At 48.8% G+C, this 16772-nt stretch carries 22 protein-coding genes and 4 tRNA genes; 9 read left to right on the forward strand and 17 right to left on the reverse strand.

What is annotated here, in order from left to right; genetic code table 11:
- Positions 1–52: 52 nt before the first annotated feature.
- From UC15_RS22845 to UC15_RS26205, 3 genes are all read right to left on the reverse strand, one after another.
- Entirely contained in the window at positions 53–313 is a 261-nt protein-coding gene (locus tag UC15_RS22845) for a hypothetical protein (RefSeq protein ID WP_112291180.1), read from the reverse strand.
- A gap of 421 nt (positions 314–734) precedes the next feature.
- A complete protein-coding gene (locus tag UC15_RS22850) occupies positions 735–1079 on the reverse strand; it encodes a DUF2502 domain-containing protein (RefSeq protein WP_112291181.1) in 345 nt (114 codons plus the stop codon).
- A 251-nt stretch (positions 1080–1330) separates the two neighbouring features.
- Positions 1331–1462, reverse strand: coding sequence for a hypothetical protein (locus UC15_RS26205; RefSeq protein WP_013576285.1), 132 nt, complete (start codon positions 1460–1462; stop codon positions 1331–1333).
- Positions 1463–1673: 211 nt separating this feature from the next.
- On the opposite strand from UC15_RS26205, the gene UC15_RS22855 reads away from it, so the two are divergent.
- Positions 1674–1886 carry a YccJ family protein gene (locus UC15_RS22855; protein ID WP_095921306.1) on the forward strand — a complete coding sequence of 71 codons (213 nt, stop codon included), beginning with the start codon at positions 1674–1676 and terminating at the stop codon, positions 1884–1886.
- Between the two features lie 88 nt (positions 1887–1974).
- Here the strand turns inward: UC15_RS22855 and UC15_RS22860 are convergent, their stop codons facing one another.
- The 3 genes from UC15_RS22860 to UC15_RS22870 all read right to left on the reverse strand — a co-directional run bounded on the left by UC15_RS22860 (position 1975) and on the right by UC15_RS22870 (position 3200).
- Entirely contained in the window at positions 1975–2238 is a 264-nt protein-coding gene (locus UC15_RS22860; RefSeq protein ID WP_232829968.1) for a hypothetical protein, read from the reverse strand.
- Positions 2239–2286: 48 nt separating this feature from the next.
- The gene (locus tag UC15_RS22865) at positions 2287–2562 is read right to left on the reverse strand and encodes a hypothetical protein (RefSeq protein WP_112291185.1); all 276 of its coding nucleotides are present in this window, start codon (positions 2560–2562) and stop codon (positions 2287–2289) included.
- A 128-nt stretch (positions 2563–2690) separates the two neighbouring features.
- Positions 2691–3200: a YlaC family protein gene (locus UC15_RS22870; protein ID WP_112291187.1), complete on the reverse strand. Its 510-nt coding sequence runs from the start codon at positions 3198–3200 to the stop codon at positions 2691–2693.
- 176 nt (positions 3201–3376) lie between these two features.
- Here UC15_RS22870 and UC15_RS22875 point away from each other — a divergent pair, with 176 nt between their 5' ends.
- Entirely contained in the window at positions 3377–3853 is a 477-nt protein-coding gene (locus UC15_RS22875; protein ID WP_112291188.1) for a GyrI-like domain-containing protein, read from the forward strand.
- Between the two features lie 4 nt (positions 3854–3857).
- Here UC15_RS22875 and deoR read toward each other — a convergent pair whose 3' ends face one another.
- Both deoR and UC15_RS22885 read right to left on the reverse strand, forming a co-directional pair.
- The gene (gene deoR, locus UC15_RS22880) at positions 3858–4622 is read right to left on the reverse strand and encodes a DNA-binding transcriptional repressor DeoR (RefSeq protein WP_112291190.1); all 765 of its coding nucleotides are present in this window, start codon (positions 4620–4622) and stop codon (positions 3858–3860) included.
- Positions 4623–4707: 85 nt separating this feature from the next.
- A complete protein-coding gene (locus UC15_RS22885) occupies positions 4708–5367 on the reverse strand; it encodes a metallophosphoesterase (RefSeq protein WP_112291191.1) in 660 nt (219 codons plus the stop codon).
- Between the two features lie 245 nt (positions 5368–5612).
- On the opposite strand from UC15_RS22885, the gene UC15_RS22890 reads away from it, so the two are divergent.
- Complete coding sequence (locus UC15_RS22890; RefSeq protein WP_112291193.1) at positions 5613–5879, forward strand: hypothetical protein; 267 nt, start codon at positions 5613–5615, stop codon at positions 5877–5879.
- A gap of 323 nt (positions 5880–6202) precedes the next feature.
- On the opposite strand, the gene UC15_RS22895 is transcribed toward UC15_RS22890, so the two are convergent.
- The 6 genes from UC15_RS22895 to uvrY all read right to left on the reverse strand — a co-directional run bounded on the left by UC15_RS22895 (position 6203) and on the right by uvrY (position 9743).
- Positions 6203–6288: transfer RNA gene (locus UC15_RS22895), tRNA-Leu, on the reverse strand.
- Positions 6289–6299: 11 nt separating this feature from the next.
- Positions 6300–6373 (reverse strand) — tRNA-Cys (locus tag UC15_RS22900).
- 58 nt (positions 6374–6431) lie between these two features.
- Positions 6432–6507, reverse strand: a tRNA-Gly gene (locus UC15_RS22905).
- 146 nt (positions 6508–6653) lie between these two features.
- Positions 6654–7202, reverse strand: coding sequence for a CDP-diacylglycerol--glycerol-3-phosphate 3-phosphatidyltransferase (gene pgsA, locus UC15_RS22910; RefSeq protein ID WP_101077248.1), 549 nt, complete (start codon positions 7200–7202; stop codon positions 6654–6656).
- A gap of 56 nt (positions 7203–7258) precedes the next feature.
- On the reverse strand, positions 7259–9094 hold the full coding sequence (uvrC, locus tag UC15_RS22915) for an excinuclease ABC subunit UvrC (RefSeq protein ID WP_112291195.1): 1836 nt from the start codon (positions 9092–9094) through the stop codon (positions 7259–7261).
- Positions 9087–9743, reverse strand: coding sequence for a UvrY/SirA/GacA family response regulator transcription factor (gene uvrY, locus UC15_RS22920; RefSeq protein WP_013576296.1), 657 nt, complete (start codon positions 9741–9743; stop codon positions 9087–9089). The genes uvrC and uvrY overlap by 8 nt, the downstream gene beginning before the upstream one ends.
- Before the next feature lie 594 nt (positions 9744–10337).
- Here uvrY and UC15_RS25720 point away from each other — a divergent pair.
- From UC15_RS25720 to UC15_RS22930, 4 genes are all read left to right on the forward strand, one after another.
- Positions 10338–10517 (forward strand): hypothetical protein, encoded by a 180-nt coding sequence (locus UC15_RS25720; RefSeq protein WP_157961023.1) that lies wholly within the window; start codon positions 10338–10340, stop codon positions 10515–10517.
- 3 nt (positions 10518–10520) lie between these two features.
- The gene (locus tag UC15_RS22925; RefSeq protein ID WP_015697982.1) at positions 10521–10745 is read left to right on the forward strand and encodes a DUF2594 family protein; all 225 of its coding nucleotides are present in this window, start codon (positions 10521–10523) and stop codon (positions 10743–10745) included.
- 116 nt (positions 10746–10861) lie between these two features.
- Positions 10862–11035: a hypothetical protein gene (locus UC15_RS25795; RefSeq protein WP_165353140.1), complete on the forward strand. Its 174-nt coding sequence runs from the start codon at positions 10862–10864 to the stop codon at positions 11033–11035.
- A gap of 3 nt (positions 11036–11038) precedes the next feature.
- Positions 11039–11800: a helix-turn-helix transcriptional regulator gene (locus tag UC15_RS22930; RefSeq protein WP_112291196.1), complete on the forward strand. Its 762-nt coding sequence runs from the start codon at positions 11039–11041 to the stop codon at positions 11798–11800.
- Between the two features lie 22 nt (positions 11801–11822).
- Here UC15_RS22930 and leuA read toward each other — a convergent pair whose 3' ends face one another.
- Complete coding sequence (gene leuA, locus UC15_RS22935) at positions 11823–13493, reverse strand: 2-isopropylmalate synthase (protein ID WP_112291197.1); 1671 nt, start codon at positions 13491–13493, stop codon at positions 11823–11825.
- Positions 13494–13685: 192 nt separating this feature from the next.
- Here leuA and UC15_RS22940 point away from each other — a divergent pair, with 192 nt between their 5' ends.
- Positions 13686–15452 (forward strand): EAL domain-containing protein, encoded by a 1767-nt coding sequence (locus tag UC15_RS22940; RefSeq protein ID WP_112291199.1) that lies wholly within the window; start codon positions 13686–13688, stop codon positions 15450–15452.
- 56 nt (positions 15453–15508) lie between these two features.
- Here UC15_RS22940 and UC15_RS22945 read toward each other — a convergent pair whose 3' ends face one another.
- Positions 15509–15928: a hypothetical protein gene (locus UC15_RS22945; RefSeq protein ID WP_112291201.1), complete on the reverse strand. Its 420-nt coding sequence runs from the start codon at positions 15926–15928 to the stop codon at positions 15509–15511.
- A gap of 227 nt (positions 15929–16155) precedes the next feature.
- Between UC15_RS22945 and UC15_RS22950 the strand changes: the two genes are divergently transcribed.
- A complete protein-coding gene (locus tag UC15_RS22950) occupies positions 16156–16365 on the forward strand; it encodes a hypothetical protein (protein ID WP_232829969.1) in 210 nt (69 codons plus the stop codon).
- A 320-nt stretch (positions 16366–16685) separates the two neighbouring features.
- On the opposite strand, the gene UC15_RS22955 is transcribed toward UC15_RS22950, so the two are convergent.
- Positions 16686–16761, reverse strand: a tRNA-Lys gene (locus UC15_RS22955).
- Between the last annotated feature and the right edge of the window lie 11 nt (positions 16762–16772).

Below are 16772 nucleotides of genomic sequence, written 5' to 3' on the forward strand. Positions count from 1 at the left end.
CCTGACGGCGCTTTTCATTATTCATAAAGAAAATAAGTGTTTAGCAAAAGTATTACTTGGTATTTATCAGCCCCATCGATTTTGCCCATTCACTGATATGATCCCGATAAAAGAAAGTGATATCCAGTTCCAGCGAGCTGTCTTTCGACGGCGTTACTGAGCCTAAACATGGATATTCCTGTGGCCGGTATTCAAAGAGAAAATCATCCATTTCCTCATCGGTCAGCAGTTTATCCCCCTCCATATCATCTTGATAAAAATAGGCATTCAGCATCCAGACCCGGTACTCATAATCATTTTTAATAAATTGCATAGGGATAATCTCGGTAAAAGACCTATTGCGTACCTGAAAAAATTCTCCCTAAAGTGCAGTTATCAAGTGCAACTATGACATCAGGCACGCGTCGCGTTCGAGCCATCCATTGCTGATTTCATATAACAAGAAATTAACATATCAATGGCCTTTAGCAAGCAGCAATTACTCTGAAAAATTCATTTTATGAACATTTAGTTATTAGATGGCAAATGTTTGAATTAAATATAATTTGAACAAATAGATTAAATTTTATTATTAATGACGTGATTAATTCATAAGAAGCATTTTAATAAAGAGAGGAGAACTGAGAGAAGAACTGAGAGGAACAGAACTGACATTGGGGATGCCTTCGCATCGCCACTGCCAACCCTGTTCCCTAAATTTGTTTAACTGTGTTTACCCTGACTATCTTAAACTGTTACCAGCGTCCCGGAGGCGGACCTTCGCGCCAGTGTCCCGGAGGTCCATCGCGCCAGTAGCCTGGTGGCGGGCCTTCATGCCAGTGCTCGTGATGCCAGTAATGCGGCGGTGGTGGTGGCGGAGCTGGCTCGTAATACACCCAGTGACCACGCCCTTCATCACGATAATGATGATCCCACCAGCCTGGCGGACGCCAGTCCCCCCCATCCCAATAGTACCCGCGGTTGTCGCGATCACCGATGTGCAGTGACAGGCCAGGCATATTAACTCCGAGCTCGACGTCTGCCTGTGCGATAGCTGGCAAAGTTAGCAAAACGGCGAGAACTAAAATCAATTTTTTCATTGTGAACCTCACGACCTGCTTATCAGGTGGTGACAAAGTACCGCCAGCTATCTTCCTGTTCTATAGGAATTTATCCCAAAAAAAATCCCTTAACGCTACCCTTACATTTGCGTCAAAATGCCATTGCCGATAACCGGTTGCAACGCTATGTCAGTAAAGGATATTCAGCAAAAAATCGGCAAAGAGAAAGGAATGACAGATACAAAAAAACCGCCGAAGCGGTTTTTTGTTTGCTGCATAGTTGTACAAAATCAGATTTTGCAACCTTCGCAGTCACTTTCGTCCTGAACGGCTTCAGGCACTTCCGCTGCTTTTTCAGCCGCTTTGACTTCAGCGGTTTCCAGTGCGGCATCAATGTCAAAATCAAAAATATCGTCGCTCATTCTCATCACCTTAATTGTTCGAAATCGGCCTAAGTATAACGACCCGCCTCGGCAGATGCCGGTTTTTTTGTGCCCTGAAGGCGTATAAAAGGCTACAGACACGCCACAAAAACCCGCAGGATTTGCATAAACACCTTTCGGAAACCATAGTTATAGTGAATATAACGGTGTCACGGAGACACTTTTTGCTGATAAATACGAGGAGAACCGGATGACGACGTCAAACATCAAAGCCTGGGCAAATACCCGTGAAACGTCTCACGAAATCGCTGAGGCTATTTTCGAACTGGCTAAAAACGACGAGAAGCTGGCGCAGAAAATTTGGGAAGAAGGAAACGATGAGGTTCTGCCTATCGCCTTCGCTAAAACCAAGGACGACTATCTGTTCTGGGGCGAAGAGAAAATCGACCGGAAAAACGTCTGATTACGTCAGGCCTAAACTGGTAAGAGTATACCGGTAACAGGAAGCCCTGAGTCCCGCTCAGGGTTTTCGCATGAGTGTCCCACAGCCTTCAGCTGTCGAAACCAAATCCCATTTTATGTGCCCACTCAAAGATTTGCTCTTTGTAAAAGAAGCGCGGCTCACAAACGCCCGGCTCTCCCGGCGTCTGGATCATGACAGCCACACACGGATAAGCCACTGGTCGCGCATCAAAGATAAAGTCATCCACTTCCTGATCGGCAAACTCAGAGGTCTCGCCTACCGCACTCGCCTGGAATATTTCATCCATAATCCATTTACGGTATTCAAATTCATTGTTGATAAATTTCATCATGCACCTCTGTTCGGCTTTTACTCTACATGCGGACAGTGCCAGGTTAAATCAACCGTGTAAGACGTCACCGCCACAGCAGGGGCATACTTCGGCGCGGGAAACTGACATTTCAGCGCTGCCGTCGCTGTCCCATTCAACGCGTAAAGGTTTGCCATTATCGCGTTCAGCTTTAATGAAGCGATCAAAATGCGTCGCCTGCCCGATCATCGTTTCAGTCAGCAGCAATTCGTCCCCGGCATAAATGCGTGCGGTCGCCTGAGCATCTTGTTTCTCGCCCGAAATGATTTTGTGCAGATGATGAATAGTCAGTTTGATACGTTCCACAGTCGCTCCTGTCACGGCTCAACATCTTTTTCGCTTGTCAGATTCATTCACGAAAATGATGTCCAGCCGCTATTTTATCAGAGCATACAGGGTAACGTCATGGCCTGTAGCCATGTTTACACGCAGGATTAATGAGCTAACTGTGCTGTTCCGGTGGGATCCGGCAGCTGTTGTTGTTCGAGACGAGCCAGATCGTACACATCGTAAAAATCGACAAAACCTTTATGGCTGACGATCGACTGAATGCGATTTTTGATCCGTGCGCTTACGCTGTCGGAACTGAGGATTTGTTGCACGGCATCCGAAGATAATTCTCGGCTGAAATACCATTCACCGTTGTAGCAGACGCGTAAGTCCAGCACGCCGATATCTTCATAGCGATAAACCGGTTTGATTTCCAGCAGTAACATTGCCGACATGAAGACCAGAAACGCGGTGAACCCGATGAACCAACCGATGCCCATGTAAGGCGAAACGTACATCACGATGCCCACCGCGATATACCCCATCAGCATGGCCAGACATAACCAAGGGTGATTCACAAAAAATTCTGCGTTAATGCGTGGTTTCCCGTCGCGCCCTTCCTGATGGTTGATAAGATCAATTTCACTGTTTAATACACTTTTGATTACGTCCATCTCATTTCCTCATTGCGTCACGACTATAATGCAATCTGATAGGTGAATTTTATCATGACAACTGTTATAGCGCGTAGAGCAGTTGCCGGGAGTTAAACGGCAAACTGTTATAGTTTGGCATTTGCTTCATCCCAAAAGGAACCCACTCTCTGCATGTCAGATAAAAGGAGATCATCGTGGCATTACTCATCGTAGAAAGGCCGGCGAAAAAGCTGGTGAGCTACCGGGTTGTTGGCCCTTATAAGGAGTCAATCCATCACGGCTTTCAGCACCTGACAAAATGGGTTGCACGGCACCATCAGCCGCAAAAAGAATGGCTGACGTGGTTTCACGATAACCCGGATACAACGCCTGCGGAAGCTTTGCGTGCTGATCCTTCGGTGTGCGTTGCGGATAACTTTATTCTTGATGATGCCGAAGGGTTGACGTTGCAAACGCTGCCCGGTGGCACTTATGCGGCATACCACACCACGATAACAGATGAGAATTTCGAGAAAGCCTGGCGTGAGTTTTACAGCCAGCTGCTCGCCAGCAGTCATTACCGTCCGGATGGTAAGGCCTGTTTTGAGCACTATCTCAGTGATGGCTCAAAAAATGGCATCTGGGAAGTGGTGCTGTATCAGTCGGTGGAGAAAATCCCGCCGATACGTTAGATGATCAAACTAGCAACGGGATGTCAGACTGGTCGCAAAAATCGATATAAGCCTGTGGTGGCTCAGCATCGCTGACCACCACATTAAAACGGGCAAGAGGTGCGATCGCAGCCGGTCGCACCTGATCGAACTTGCTGCTGTCAGCCACCAGAATGCTTTGCGCAGAACGTTCAATGGCCTGATGTTTCATCAACAGCTCATCAAAGTTGAAACACGTCACGCCATGCTCAATGCTCACACCAGCAGCGGAAATGAACGCTTTCGAGGGCCGGATAAAATCCAGTTCACTGCTGCGCCCTATCGGCGTGAAGATACTGTTGCTGGATTTGAACGCCCCGCCGCACAAAATAACCTCGCAGTGCGGTTTTTCCTGCAACGCCAGAAATGTATTCAGTGAATAGCAAATAGCGGTAAATACACAGTCTTCGGCAATTTTTTCAATCACATAAGGCATAGTCGTGCCGCAATCGAAAAATACAGTATCGTTATTCTGGATGAGGCTGGCAGCACGCGAAGCAAGTCGTCGCTTTTCTTCTATCTGCCGCATTTTCTGTTCACTGACAAAATAATGCGTGGAAGGGCTATTTTTGGGATCCATAACGATGTAACCGCCCAGCAGAATAACCGGGGCGGGGGCGGAATTCAGGTCACGGCGAATCGTCATTTCGGAAACATCGAGCAGCAACGACGCTTCTTTCAGATGAATTTTGTCGGTTTTTTTTAAAGCCAGTAACAGACGCTGGATCCTGTCTTCACGCTTACTTTCCATGATGTTATCTCACGCCCTTACCGTTTCGCAGCCGCTCACTATACCGTTGCCCGGCACTCACCGCAAACCCCTGCAACGCCTCAATTTATTGCAACTGGCGCAGCGTCAGATAGCCGTCAAAAACCGCACCGGTATCAATATAAAACTGATTAGCAAACTGCATCGCGGATTCCACCGGCGTATGGCCGAAATAGAACTCGTCAGCACCGGAAATGGGTTTGTAACGCCCTGCCAGAGCGAAATTAACGCGATCCCGGTTCCAGATAATCTCATACCCATCCAGAGGCTTGCCGAAAACATAATCATCGGAAATATAATCCGCGTGAGCGACCACAATAAGCTTGCCTTCACGGGTGGTCAGTTCAAGAACGTGTGGCAACTTATCAGCCTGAAGAATAAGTGATTTTGCTTCCTCCTGTTTGTCGCCTTCCAGTGCATAAAACCAGTCGCCACCGTTGCGCAGCCAGCGGGGGATATTTTCTTCATTCACTGCATCAATAGCCATTTGTTCATGATTGCCCCGGACACAGGAAAACCAGGACTCATTCAACAGTCTCAGGCATCCCAAACTGTCAGGCCCACGGTCGGCGAGATCTCCGACTGACAGCAATAAATCCCGATGCGGGTCGAAAGCTACTCTCGCCAGCTGCTCTTCAAGCAGGCTCAGGCAGCCGTGTAAATCCCCGACGATATAAATATGTCTGTAAACCGAACCATAGATACGCTGGTATAAAGCGGAAGTCATATGAAGCAAGGATCCATAGGAGAAGTGAATCTTTTAAGTGTAACGCAGGAAGGTGAAGTGAGAAGCACGGAAGTGAAATGAACAGTATGAAGAAAACCGGCGGTCACTTTTCCCAAGGCATCAGCGGTTTGTGGGCTCTCTACACTGAGTTGGCGCTGAAATCCACTGATAATTAAATTATCGTTAAGTAACTGGCGCCTTTTTGTGCTAGACTACTGCCCGCTCTAAGTAAAACCGGAGGTTTTATGAGTTCCACAGTTGTAAGCGCTCAAGACGAGTGTCCGTTGTGCCAAAGCACGAATAAGACGTCGGTCAATATGTCCGCAAAAATTGTTACTGTGACCTGCACATCTTGTGGCCGGTACAGTATCTTCCGTAAAACCATGGAAGAGATCTCAATTGACCGTAAGAAACGCGTTGCCCTGCAGGCGTTTTTCACCAGCCAGCCTAACTACCACCTGCCTTTATCTATCAGGGCACTGAGCAATACTGAATCACCGGGTGAATTCTGACCCTAAAAACGCCCCTCGGGGCTGTTTTACTATCTGATTTTCTTCATTCTTTTTATCCATAACCAGCATTCTGTTCAGAAATAAAACTCTGACTGCGGCTCTTTGCGCGAAGGATGTTATTGAAGAAACACTTAAGGCCCCCTGTTGCAGGTGGCCTTTTTTATTGCGCCGATTTTGTGGCAATAGGTTCTTGGCAACAGAATGCGTCGTATCAGAGTGGAGCAACGGGAAGTGCCTGAATTGCAGACATAAAAAAACCACCCGAAGGTGGCTATAACGACATTACTACTATATTGCTTTTGATTATTCTTTGCATTTTCCCATGGTACCCGGGACGAGACTTGAACTCGTACAGCCTAAGGCCGAGGGATTTTAAATCCCTTGTGTCTACCGATTCCACCACCCGGGCTCCGGGAAAATTGGAGGCGCGTTCCGGAGTCGAACCGGACTAGGCGGATTTGCAATCCGCTACATAACCGCTTTGTTAACGCGCCTTAAATCTTACTACTTGTCTTGCACTTAAACCAATTCACGAACCAGTTTAATAAAATTTGGAGCGGGAAACGAGACTCGAACTCGCGACCCCGACCTTGGCAAGGTCGTGCTCTACCAACTGAGCTATTCCCGCTTTAATCAGAACGTACTGATTTTTTTAACTAATCTTCTGCATAAGACTGGCTGCCTTCCGATGCGTTGCATTCTACTGACCTGACGGATTGAGTCAATAAAATTATCGCTTCTGGCGATCGTTTGACGTTTTTTACGTCAGTTTGATCAGGGTTCCAGCAAATCGTGGCGCGCAGCGTTGAGATATTGGAACATTGACCAGAAAGTCAGCACCGCAGCAATGTACAACGCCACGACACCCACGCCCACAACAATCGCATCCGGACGCCATAATAACGCGACCAGCGACAGCATTTGCGCTGTGGTCTTCACTTTACCAATCCACGATACCGCCACACTGCTGCGTTTACCAATTTCAGCCATCCATTCACGCAATGCTGAAATGATAATTTCACGGGCAATCATGGTCGCAGCAGGTAACGTAATCCACCAGGAGTGGAAATACTCCGCCACCAGCACCAGCGCAATAGCCACCATCACTTTGTCGGCGACGGGATCAAGAAACGCACCGAAGCGGGTTGTCTGCTTCAGACGACGTGCCAGATAACCATCAAACCAGTCAGTCGCGGCGGCAAAAACGAAGATCAACGCACAAGCCAGCGGTGCCCATGGATAAGGCAGGTAAAAGGCCAGCACGAAGAACGGTATCAGTACAACGCGAAACAGGGTAAGGCACGTAGGTATATTAAATTGCATAGCGAAGGTAACTGTTTGTCCGGTGTGGATATTATGAGTATGTTGCTACAACGCCCTTAGTGTTTCAACGCATTATGAATCTTTTCTGCCAATGCGATAGAAATACCCGGTACCTGTGCAATTTCCTCTACGCTGGCATTCAGTAATGGCTGAATGCCTCCCATGTATTTCAGTAAAACCTGACGCCGTTTCGGCCCGACGCCTTCGATTTCTTCCAGTGCGCTGGTAGTGCGGACTTTAGCGCGTCTCTGCCGGTGACCTGTAATGGCGTGATTGTGTGAATCATCGCGAATATGCTGAATAACATGCAGAGCCGGGGAATCTGCCGGTAGCGCAATCCCCTCGCCTTCTGGCACAAAGAACAGCGTTTCCAGTCCGGCTTTGCGATCCGCCCCCTTGGCGATACCAATCAGCAACGGTTTGGATTTATCCCACTCCACATTCAGTGAATTGAACACATCCAGCGCCATGCCAAGCTGCCCTTTACCGCCATCGATAAAGATGACATCCGGGATTTTATTATCATCCAGCGCTTTACCATAGCGGCGATGCAACACCTGCGCCATCGCAGCGTAGTCATCGCCGGGCGTAATACCGGTGATGTTATAGCGCCGGTATTCAGAACGCACCGGACCATTGCCATCGAAAACCACACAAGATGCGACCGTCTGCTCGCCCATAGTATGGCTGATGTCGAAGCATTCCATGCGGTTAATTTCAGCTAGGTGCAGGGTTTTTGCCAGCTCCGCCAGCCGCTGATGGATTGTCGACTGCTGCGCCAGCTTGGTCGTCAGGGCTGTTGAAGCATTGGTGCGCGCCAGTTTCAGATAACGTGCACGATCGCCGCGCGGTTTACTCTGTATTTGCACTTTGCGCCCGGCCAGCTCGCTAAGCGATTCGGCCAGCAGGTCTTTTTCCGCCAGACTGAAGTCCAGCAAGATTTCACCGGGAAGTGTCCGCTGCTGGCTGCCCTGCAGATAAAATTGCCCGACAAACGTTTGTACCACTTCACCAAGATCAGTACCGCCCGGCACTTTCGGATAATAGCTGCGGCTGCCCAGCACTTTGCCCTGCCGGATAAACAATACGTGCAGACAAGCCATACCGGATTCAAAGGCCACGCCGATGACATCCAGATCTTCACTGTTACCGGACACGAACTGACGTTCGGTTACGCGGCGCACGGCCTGGATCTGATCTCTTATCCGTCCGGCATCTTCGAATCGAAGCGATTTGCTGGCTTCTTCCATGCGGTTAACAAGCTGGGTAACTACCTGCTGATCTTTACCGGACAAGAACAGGCGAACGTATTCAACCTGATCTTTATAATCTTCTTCACTCACCAGCCCTTTGACGCACGGCCCGAGGCAACGGCCAATCTGATATTGCAGACAAGGGCGCGAGCGGTTGCTGTAAACGCTGTTTTCGCACTGGCGGATCGGGAAAAGTTTTTGCAGCAACGCCAGGGTTTCACGCACGGCATAAGAGTTCGGGAAAGGCCCGAAATACTCGCCTTTGGCGTGTTTTGCACCGCGGTGAACCGTAATTCTTGGATGATTATCCGCGCTGAGGAAAATCAGCGGGTAAGACTTATCATCACGTAACAAGACGTTGTAACGTGGCTGATACAGCTTGATATAGTTATGCTCGAGGAGCAGCGCTTCCGTTTCCGTATGCGTAACGGTGACATCGATTTGCGCAATATTTTTGACCAGAGTTTCGGTTTTGCGGCTGGAAACCTGGACACGGAAATAGCTCGAAAGACGTTTTTTAAGGTCTTTGGCTTTACCTACGTAGATTACGGTGCCGCTGGCGTCATACATCCTGTAGACGCCGGGCTGGCTGGTGACCGTTTTCAGAAAGGCCTTGGGGTCGAAACGCTCATCACTCACTGCCTGATAAAGTCTCCGTGTTGAACAAACCGTGTCGAATAGCCAAATGGGTTAACTCAACATCGCCGCTGATATTTAATTTACTAAACATCCTATAACGATAACTGTTAACGGTCTTCGGACTCAAGTTCAGTTGTTCTGAAATTTCATTCACTTTTTGTCCCTTGGTAATCATCAGCATGATTTGTAATTCACGCTCAGATAAGGAATCAAACGGTGTTTCAGACTGAGGTTCTATCTGGCTCAGTGCCATTTGCTGTGCAATATCAGACGCAATATAACGCTGACCAGAATCGACCAGACGAATCGCATTGACCACTTCCTGTGGTGCAGCACCTTTGCTCAGATAACCTGACGCCCCCGCCTGCATCACTTTGGCCGGCAACGGGTTTTCAGTATAAATCGTTAACATGATGATCTTGATATCCGGGGAGAAACGGACGATTTTTTTCGTCGCTTCCAGCCCACCAATACCTGGCATGTTCATATCCATCAGGACAATATCAACATCATTGGTACGACACCATTTGACGGCATCTTCACCGCATTGCGCCTCACCAACAACTTTGATGCCTTTGATATCTTCAAGAATGCGTCGGATCCCTGCGCGCACCAGTTCGTGGTCATCAACAAGAAGAACGCTAATCAAAGAGAATTCTCCAAAAAATAAGGGCAACACACCGTCAGGGTCTTCAGGCCAGTCTTACGTATTCCAACGCGGCGAACATTAATATTGTTCTCAGACAGCGTATAAATGAAGAGAAGGTGGCAATTAGAGGCCAGCATCAACTAACTCGTCCCACTGCATGTCAAGGCAGTGTTTTTAAATCAGGAAGACACAGTTATTTATTATAGCCCGCGTATTTTACTCTAACATGCCTTCCTGACCAAGGAGTGTCTGCAAAAAACTACTTTGCTGAATGTAAATGAGAAATGCCATCACCTGTATTAATAATTTATAAAAAAGGCTTTTTAATCAAGGGCAAAACAGCAGGATCCATCCTGTCTTTTTTTCTGCAAAAAAATAATGCCCGCTGTCTTTTGAGGCTTAAACCCCATTGTTAACAGTGCTGTCTATTTAACCGCCAGCAAACCTCATTCATATATATCTGATATGGCCGATGATTATTTGCGATCGCACGAATTGCTGCGGGATTATATGAATAAATCTGCACGTGGGGATGAAATGTTCTCGTCCGGCAATAATGTTTAGTATTCTTTACTCCATGTACAAAAGCACTATATGTTTATATCCAATAAACGCGCTGACAGCGCCGACACCGGCGATGCACTAAAACCTGCCAACTATGCTAAAATGCCGCCACTTTCCACCCGGCACGAACGGGTGAGTTCATTTTTAGCCCCATTTTTCTGCCCTTTAGAATTCGGCGTGCTGCCTGGCAGCCAGCCTGAGGAGATATAAATAATGAGTAATTGCGATTTTACGACTGAAGCAAACGTTGAAACACTGGCGACCGAAGTTGCCTGCCTGAAAGCCACGCTGACCCTGATCCTCAAAGCCATCGGTCAGGCTGATGCGGGTAAAGTCATGCTGAACATGGAGCGTTTTGTTGCGCAGATGGAAGACGAGCAACAGGCTGAAGTCTTCAAAAACTCCCTGCAACAAATTAAGTTCGCATACCGCCAGTAATGTATTCAGGAGTCTGTCGCCCGACAGGCTCTGCCTTTCCCCGTTTATACCCTGCACTTTCTGCGCTAACTCTCTGCTATAGTTAAGTCCTGAATTCATTTAACGGGAACAAAAGCATGAGCGACGAAAAGAATAAAGAAAACAAAAGCAAAGCCGATGATGTCCATGTCAGTGACGGCTTGGGAGAACTGCTGGAAGTTTCGGAACAACTGACTGAAGAAGAAATTCAGAAAGCGGCAGAAGAAGCGAAACAAGCCGTTGAAGATGCCAAGAATCAACAACATCATTGATCCATGCAGCACAACTTCCTTGCTCCTCACCAGGCGATAGCCCCTCTGGCTATCGATTACCAGCATGGCGACAGTGAGCCCGCGCACAGCCACAGCTGTTCACAACTGATTCATACTTTATCCGGCGTGGTGGAAGTGCATACCACGCTCGGAACCTGGATAGTGCCACCCGGACGCGGCGTCTGGTTACCCGCTTACGTCGAGCACAGCCTGCGTTTTATCGGTGGCGTCAAAGCCCGCACCCTGTTTGTTGAGCCTCTGGCCCGTGCAGATTTGCCCGCACAATGTCAGGTTGTTCAAATTTCGCCATTGCTGCGCGAACTGATCCTCACCTCGCTGACCGTTCCGGTCGATTACCTCCCCGGCGGTCGCGACGAACGCATTATGGAGCTTTTGCTTGACGAATTACGTCTGTTGCCGAGCTTACCGCTTCATCTTCCGGAACCGAAGGAGCCGGAGCTTCTGATACTGACTCAGCAGATCCGGGCAGACTTGTGTTCATCCTGGGAGCTGGAAGACGTCGCACAACGGCTGGGGATCAGCAGCCGCACCCTCTCGCGCCGTTTTCAGCGTGAAACAGGATTACGTTTTAGTGACTGGGTACGTCAGGCGAAATTACTCGAAGCACTGAATCAGCTGGCGGCTGGCGTATCAGTGATTGATGTGGCGCTGGCACTCGGCTATGACAGCCCGAGTGCCTTTAGTGCGATGTTCCGCCGTTTACTGGGCGTTTCACCCAGCGAATACTTTAATCAGACAGCTTAACCAGAAAAATCAGTCAGCCACATTAATCAGCCATTATGGCGCTGGCTGCATTAAACAACGCCTGCAAAGATGCGCTGGAAACATCGCTGTCGATCCCAACGCCGTAACAGGTTTCCCCCGGACGCCCCTGACAGCTCAGATAGGCTACCGCACGGCTGTGACTCTGATGCCCCAGCGTATGCTCATGATAATCGCCGATCTCCAGTTGCACGTCGAAACTGCGACGCAATGCATCAGCTGCGCCGGAAAGCAGACCATTGCCGCTGCCGGAAATATGCTGTTCTTCATTGCGATAACGGATCCGCGCGCTGAAATGACAGACGTTTTGTTCATCACTGCGGATGTCATAACCCAGCAGTTTGATCGCCGGTTGTTCAGTTAAACCATAACGCTGGCGGAACAGGCGCCAGATATCACTGGTACTCATTTCTTTGCCATGCGTATCGGTCTCGCGCTGTACGGCTTTGCTGAAATCAATCTGCAAGCCACGTGGCAATTTCAGACCGTGGTTTTGCTCAAGCAGCCACGCCGCCCCGCTTTTCCCTGACTGACTGTTGACGCGAATGACCGCTTCGTAGCTGCATCCGACATCCGCAGGATCCAGCGGCAGGTACGGCACGCGCCAGTACGGGCTATCTGAGGCTTTCTGCGCCGTAAATCCTTTCTTGATAGCGTCCTGATGCGAACCAGAAAACGCTGTAAAGACCAGCTCCCCCGCATAAGGATGGCGCGGATGCACCGGCAACTGATTGCACTCTTCCACCGCTTCCACAATAGCCTGCAAATTACTGAAATCCAGTTCAGGTGCAACACCCTGCGTATAGAGATTCAGCGCCAGCGTCACAAGATCTACGTTCCCCGTGCGTTCACCGTTTCCGAACAGACACCCTTCCACGCGATCTGCACCCGCCAGCATGGCCAGTTCGGCGCACGCCACGCCGGTCCCGCGGTCATTGTGCGGATGCACGCTGATGGAAACCTGCTGGCGGCGGCTGAAATGACGGCAGAACCATTCAATCTGATCGGCATAAATATTCGGTGTGCTGACTTCCACAGTCGCCGGTAAATTAATGATCATCGGTCTTTGCGCGCCCGGCTCCCAGACATCCGCCACGGCTTCACACACTTCCAGCGCAAACTCCAGTTCTGTAAAACAGAAAGTTTCCGGTGAATATTCGAACGTCCAGTCGGTTTGCGAATATTGTTCGCAAAGCTGGCGGATCTGCTGCGCGCCGCGCACGGCCAGTTCGCAGGTTGCAGCCTGGTCCTGATTGAAAACAACTTCGCGGAAAACCGGCGCGGTGGCGTTGTATAAATGCACGATAGCGCGTGGCACGTCTTTCAGAGCTTCAAAGGTGCGCGCAATCAGATCAGGACGCGATGGCGTCAGAACCTGGATCACCACGTCATCAGGGATCAGCTTGTCTTCTATCAGCCCGCGAACAAAATCAAAATCGGTTTGCGATGCCGACGGGAATGCGACTTCAATCTGCTTAAAACCACACTTAATCAGCAAATCGAAAAACTGACGTTTACGCGCATTATCCATGGGTTCCGCCAGCGCCTGATTACCGTCGCGCAAATCACTTGAGCACCACTGTGGTGCCGCACTGAGCACATTTCCCGGCCACTGCCGGTCAGGCAAATTGACCTGCGGGAAGGGGCGATATTTCTGCGACGGGTCGTTTAACATACGATTCTCCTTGAGGTTTAGAGGCAGCTGCGATGCGCCGGTAGATTCATACTACGCAAACGATAACTTCCTGCGCCTGACTAACTGACAGCCACCCTCGCAAAACGGACAAAAGAAAATGATAAATGAATCAAAGTCACGCTATAGTGCATAACTAAACGCGTCCAGCTCGGCGATCAGAGGTCGTACAGAATGAAAAGGGTTCTGAATCCAAATGAAAAAAAACGGCTTGCGGCGCTGCAAAAACTCAAGATTGCTGACAGCAATCCGGATGAAGTCCTTGATCTGATTACCCGTCTCACTCAGCAGATTTTTGATATTCCAATTTGCATCATTACTCTGGTTGACCAGCATCGTCAGTGGTTTAAATCTAAAACCAATACCGCGCTGTGTTATACCGCACGGGATATCGCTTTTTGCGATTACACCATTCGCTCTTCGTCTGTGATGGTGGTGAATGACGCTACTCTGGATCCCCGTTTTAACGAGAACCCGCTGGTCACTGGTGAAGAAGGGATGCGCTTTTACGCCGGTGCCCCGCTGATTACCCGTGAAGGTTTTGCTGTCGGCAGCTTATGCCTGGCAGATAAAAATCCCCGCGACTTTTCCGTTCAGGAAACAGAAATGCTTTCGGATCTGGCGGCGATTGTCATCGACATTATCGAATCCCGCAGCAGCATGAGTTTTGTTGATATCGTTACGCGCTTGCCTAACCGCCAGCGTCTGATGGAAGACATCGGGCAACTGATCAAAGCGCCGGACAATACCGCTTATCTGCTGATAATGATCGACACGCTGGATACGCTCTACGCCTATGACATTGGCCGTGCCATTGGTATCCCCAAAGTCGAAAATATCCTCAAAGATATCGGCTCATTCCTGCGCAGTGAACTCAACGAAAATGACAAAGTGTACAGCCTGATGCTGGGTCGCTTTGCACTCATCAAGCGCATTGATGAGCAGGAAGAAATCTTCACTCAGCTGGAAAATGCGGCGACAAGAATTCAGAAAAGTATCACCAGCGACATTCCGATAAATGTCCGCCTGCATGCCGGTTATACGGTGTTTTCGCCAACCTCTGACTGCGCTGAAAACATCATGCGGCAGGGGATGTCCTCATTGCATGAAGCCATCAGCAAAAACCAGCTGGTGATGCCCTATCATCAGGAATCGGATGTTATCCAGCGGCGCGCCTTTAACCTGTTGAATGATCTGATGGCAACCGTTGCCTCCTGCAAAGATTTCCATTTGCTGTATCAACCGAAAATTCGTCTGGCCGATAAAAAATTCCAGGGAGTTGAAGCGCTGATCCGCTGGCAGCATCCGACTCTCGGCGTGATTTCGCCGTCCGAATTTATTCCTCTGGCTGAAAAAACACCGCTGATTACTCCGCTGACCAACTGGGTGATCACCCAGGCCGTGATGCAAATTGCCGAATGGCAAAAACGCGGCGCACAAATTCAGGTATCGATTAACCTGACCGCCAATAATCTGGTAGAACAGGATCTGGTGCAGCGCATTCACAACGCGCTGATTCTGCATCAGGTATCGCCCTCGATGCTGGAAATCGAATGTCTTGAAACTCAGACGCTGGCGAATAATCCGCACGCCGTGGCTTCGCTGGATGCACTACGCAATATGGGGATCAGCATCGCGCTGGACGATTTCGGCTCCGGTTACAGTAATCTTAATTACCTGCAAAAAATCCCGGCGGATACGCTGAAACTGGACCAGTCATTGATTCAGGGCATCAGCAATGACAACAAAAGCAAAGTCATTGTGAAATCGATGATAGAAATGGCGCATGCGCTCAGTTATCAGGTGGTGGCGGAAGGGGTTGAAGACAACGATACCCTGTTGTGTCTGGAAGAGCTTCGGTGCGATTCGGTGCAAGGTTTCTATTTCTCACGCCCGCTGAAGCACGATCAGATTCTTGAGTGGTCCAAACCGTACATCTGAAAATGCAGATAAATGGCTGACAATAAAAAACCCGCTTTCGCGGGTTTTTCATTTTATTACTTATTAGTGCTGCCTTCAGGCCGGATATTGTAGGTTCCGAAGAAACTACGGTCGGTTTCCAGACTGATGCTTTTCCCGTTCGCATCGACCGTGATCGAGCCAGTGGTTTTCGTTAGCGCACAGGCAATCCGCACTTCAATCTTGCGCATACCGTTTGGCACATTCAAATCCACATATTGATTGAAATGCAGAGTGGCGATTGTCTTTCCGTCCAGAATCACCAGCAGCGGGCAAGTCTTCTCAAACGGAATGATCGAAGATTGTTCTAACCGATGCAAACGGATATGCGTTTGCCCTTCTGGCGCAACCGCGCTGGCATTCGCGTAGGTTGATTTAACCTGAAGCGTCGGTTCATAAGGATTACTCGCACACCCGGCTAAAAATAAAGCAGCCAAGGCCACCAGTGTTTTTTTCATCGTTATCTCCCTGAGTTTATGAACGAATGATAGCAGCGTGCGCGCAACGGGCAACAAAAAACCTGTACCGGCAACCGGTGAAGTGTCCGCAGCTCTTAAAAGTCGTGCTGATTTGTGACATCCGTATAAAAAACCATCACCCGAATTGCTAATAGTTATCAGGTCGTATTTGATATTCTTAATCAGATTTATCCGATCAGATGTTCAACTCAGTGTCAGGAATGATTATGTACAGTTACACACTCATCGCTCCCGCAGGGATAGTTAAGGCATACGAAGACGAATTTCGTGAAAAAGGGATTGAGTTGCTGGTTGCCAAACAGAACCGATCCGAAACGGTCGTTTTACGCAGCAGTCAGTTTGCTGAAGAACGTACTTTTATCACCCACGTTCATCTGCTGATTTTCAGCTTGTGTATGCGGGTGCAAAACAGCTAAAGAATGGTAAGACTCCCAATACGACAATTATGTATTGATATATACCTGCATCACCTCGCCATAACATATTCTGGCCTCATTCAGGGGCCTGACTTCTCCATAATCATTCAGTCATTACAGCCGTTAAGGCTTGTGTGAATAATCCCAACTTGCTGGTTAATTTAAAAACAAAACTTCATCGATTTTTTAAGAACAAAAACCTTCTGAGAACAAAAGGCGTTCTTTTATCTCTGGCTTATATTGTCTGGCGGAGAACGTATTACGTAATAATGAAAGGAGAATTAAAACTGCAGGAGATAATGCAAGGGCTTGCGAATTGTTGGTGGGTCGTGGCGGGTTCGAACCGCCGACCAATTGATTAAGAGTCAACTGCTCTACCGACTGAGCTAACGACCCAACGGGACGAA

This window comes from Rahnella sp. AN3-3W3 (assembly GCF_003263545.1).
Classification (GTDB): Bacteria; Pseudomonadota; Gammaproteobacteria; order Enterobacterales; family Enterobacteriaceae; genus Rahnella; species Rahnella variigena.

Excerpts from the sequence above, each read along its gene's own strand:
- UC15_RS22945 (WP_112291201.1), bottom strand. The coding sequence starts at position 15,928 with ATGAAAAAAACACTGGTGGCCTTGGCTGCTTTATTTTTAGCCGGGTGT.
- UC15_RS22890 (WP_112291193.1), top strand. The coding sequence starts at position 5,613 with ATGAGTTCCACAGTTGTAAGCGCTCAAGACGAGTGTCCGTTGTGCCAA.
- UC15_RS25795 (WP_165353140.1), top strand. The coding sequence starts at position 10,862 with ATGAGCGACGAAAAGAATAAAGAAAACAAAAGCAAAGCCGATGATGTC.
- UC15_RS22950 (WP_232829969.1), top strand. The coding sequence starts at position 16,156 with ATGTACAGTTACACACTCATCGCTCCCGCAGGGATAGTTAAGGCATAC.
- UC15_RS22870 (WP_112291187.1), bottom strand. The coding sequence starts at position 3,200 with ATGGACGTAATCAAAAGTGTATTAAACAGTGAAATTGATCTTATCAAC.
- UC15_RS22850 (WP_112291181.1), bottom strand. The coding sequence starts at position 1,079 with ATGAAAAAATTGATTTTAGTTCTCGCCGTTTTGCTAACTTTGCCAGCT.
- pgsA (WP_101077248.1), bottom strand. The coding sequence starts at position 7,202 with ATGCAATTTAATATACCTACGTGCCTTACCCTGTTTCGCGTTGTACTG.
- UC15_RS22885 (WP_112291191.1), bottom strand. The coding sequence starts at position 5,367 with ATGACTTCCGCTTTATACCAGCGTATCTATGGTTCGGTTTACAGACAT.
- leuA (WP_112291197.1), bottom strand. The coding sequence starts at position 13,493 with ATGTTAAACGACCCGTCGCAGAAATATCGCCCCTTCCCGCAGGTCAAT.
- UC15_RS22940 (WP_112291199.1), top strand. The coding sequence starts at position 13,686 with ATGAAAAGGGTTCTGAATCCAAATGAAAAAAAACGGCTTGCGGCGCTG.
- UC15_RS22860 (WP_232829968.1), bottom strand. The coding sequence starts at position 2,238 with ATGATGAAATTTATCAACAATGAATTTGAATACCGTAAATGGATTATG.
- UC15_RS22855 (WP_095921306.1), top strand. The coding sequence starts at position 1,674 with ATGACGACGTCAAACATCAAAGCCTGGGCAAATACCCGTGAAACGTCT.
- UC15_RS22845 (WP_112291180.1), bottom strand. The coding sequence starts at position 313 with ATGCAATTTATTAAAAATGATTATGAGTACCGGGTCTGGATGCTGAAT.
- UC15_RS25720 (WP_157961023.1), top strand. The coding sequence starts at position 10,338 with ATGTTTATATCCAATAAACGCGCTGACAGCGCCGACACCGGCGATGCA.
- deoR (WP_112291190.1), bottom strand. The coding sequence starts at position 4,622 with ATGGAAAGTAAGCGTGAAGACAGGATCCAGCGTCTGTTACTGGCTTTA.
- UC15_RS26205 (WP_013576285.1), bottom strand. The coding sequence starts at position 1,462 with ATGAGCGACGATATTTTTGATTTTGACATTGATGCCGCACTGGAAACC.
- UC15_RS22925 (WP_015697982.1), top strand. The coding sequence starts at position 10,521 with ATGAGTAATTGCGATTTTACGACTGAAGCAAACGTTGAAACACTGGCG.
- UC15_RS22930 (WP_112291196.1), top strand. The coding sequence starts at position 11,039 with ATGCAGCACAACTTCCTTGCTCCTCACCAGGCGATAGCCCCTCTGGCT.